General features: G+C 67.0%; 2 protein-coding genes. Both read right to left on the bottom strand.

Translation table 11 applies throughout. The annotated features are described in order from the left end of the window. A partial coding sequence (purH, locus tag EN781_RS31190; protein WP_127400661.1) for a bifunctional phosphoribosylaminoimidazolecarboxamide formyltransferase/IMP cyclohydrolase occupies positions 1 to 1,262 on the bottom strand: 1,262 nt, incomplete at its 3' end. A 105-nt stretch (positions 1,263 to 1,367) separates the two neighbouring features. Then, on the bottom strand, positions 1,368 to 2,150 hold a 783-nt coding region (locus EN781_RS31185; protein WP_189347954.1), incomplete at its 5' end, for a heparinase II/III family protein.

Genomic DNA, 2,150 nt, shown 5'->3' with positions numbered 1-2,150 from the left:
AACTTCAGGTCGGCCATCTCGGCCGGCGTCGGCGCGCGCTTGGTCACCACCTTCAGTTCGAGATCGTCGACCACCGCATTGTCGCGGCCCTGGACGAGCAGTCCGCCGGAGACCGATTTCACCGTGGTACCGGCGGCGCGCGGATCGGGCAGGCCGCCGGTGACCAAAAGGCGCAGGTTCTTCTTGGCGGCGACAATCGCTGCCGCGTGCTCGGACGCGTCGGGCGCGATGATGACCTCGGTGAAGGTCTTGACGATCTCCTCCGCCGCTTCGGCGTCGAGGATGCGGTTCATGGCGACGATGCCGCCGAAGGCCGAGACCGGGTCGCAGGCGAGCGCCTTGGCGTAGGCCACCTTCAGCGAGGTCGCTTCGGCGACACCGCAGGGGTTGGCGTGCTTGATGATGGCGACGGCGGCTGTGGTGGCAGGATCGAACTCGCCGACCAGCTCGAAGGCGGCGTCGGTGTCGTTGATGTTGTTGTAGGAGAGCTGCTTGCCCTGCAACTGACGCGCTGTGGCGACCCCCGGCCGCTTGTCGCCATTGAGGTACAAGCCGGCGCCCTGGTGCGGGTTCTCGCCATAGCGCATCACCTGATCAAGCCTGCCGCCGAAGGCGCGCCAGGTCGGATGCTCGATCTCCAGCGCTTCGGCGAACCAGCCGGAAATCGCGGCGTCGTAGCTGGCGGTGCGGGCGAAGGCCTTGGCCGCCAGCTTCTTGCGGAAATCCAGCGACAGCGAGCCGATATTCATCTCCAGCGCGTTGAGCACCGCCGCATAGTCTTCGGGATCGGTAACGATGGCGACATAGGCGTGGTTCTTGGCCGAGGCGCGGATCATCGCCGGTCCGCCGATGTCGATGTTCTCGACGATCGAGGCGTAGCCGGCGCCGGAACGGCGCACCTCCTCGAACGGATAGAGGTTGGAAACGACGAGGTCGATCGGCTCGATATGATGGTCGCGCATCGCCTTCGAATGCTCAGGGTCGTCGCGCACGCCGAGCAGCGCGCCATGCACCGAGGGATGCAGCGTCTTGACGCGGCCGTCCATGATCTCGGGAAAGCCGGTCAGTTCGGAGACGTCACGCACCGCCATGCCGGCGTCGGCGATCGCCTTGGCCGTGCCGCCGGTCGAAACCAGCTCGACGCCGGCGGCGGCGAGCGCCTTGGCGAAGTCGATCAGGCCGGTCTTGTCGAAGACGGACAGCAGCGCGCGGCGCACGGGAACGAGGTCGGGCGCGGGAATGTTCTTGGCGGCGACGGCCATGGGCTGGCGGCCTTTCAAGGCTGGATTGGAAGAAGCCCGCGCCGTAGCACATGAGATCAGGAAATCAAGCGCCGTGCGGCTGGCATCACACGCTGTTGCGCGCCGTCAGTTGTTTTCCGGATAGCCGGCGATGGTCGTCCTGGTCAGCTGCCAGTGGACCTCCGATATCTCCGAGGCCTTGAAGGCAAGCACGATCTGCCGGCTGCGGCGCGGCCCGCCGAGCCCGGCGAAATAGATCGACTCCTCCACCTCGGGCACGATGCCAGCGCATGTGAACACCCAGGTATCGCCCTGGTCAGCGGCGAGCACCAGGCGGTCATGCTCGTCCTGCAGCAGGTTGATGTCGGGGTGGACGTGGAAGCGCACGGCGACGAAGTCGCGGCCATTGTTGCGGATCGCGGCCCCGCCGGGGCGCTGGAAGCGGTCCCGGCCCGTCAGCACATTGCCGTTGCTCGACAGTTTCATTTCGCGCTCGTGCAGGAACCCGAAGCGCTGGACATAGCCGTCATGGCGGGCAAGGAAGCCCTGGCTGCCCTTCAGGTCAGTCCGCTTGCAGGGCACATGCTGCGGACCGCCGATCAAGGGCGAGCCGAGCAGGTCATTGACGCGCAGCGAATGGCTGAAACGCGCCGAGGACGTGTCGTTGACGGTGGCGGTCGAATGCGCGGCGGTGGCGCGGGCCAGCGGCCGGAACTCGGCGGCGCCATAGGTGTCGATGCCGGCATTGACGATGTAGTGCTGGCGGCCGGAGGACATCTCGAAGGCGAGGCAGCCGGCGTGCGCGGCGTTGGACACGTCAACGGGCGGCGGCAGGCCGGTGTCGGCGATGACGGTGACGCCGCCCATCGACAGGCGCTCATAGCCGGAATGCGGCGCGTGCAGCAGCGG

The sequence above is a fragment of the Mesorhizobium sp. M4A.F.Ca.ET.090.04.2.1 genome, assembly GCF_003999085.1.
GTDB lineage: Bacteria > Pseudomonadota > Alphaproteobacteria > Rhizobiales > Rhizobiaceae > Mesorhizobium.
Note: the sequence above shows the minus strand (reverse complement) of the source record. Positions and strands in the feature narration are given on the sequence as shown.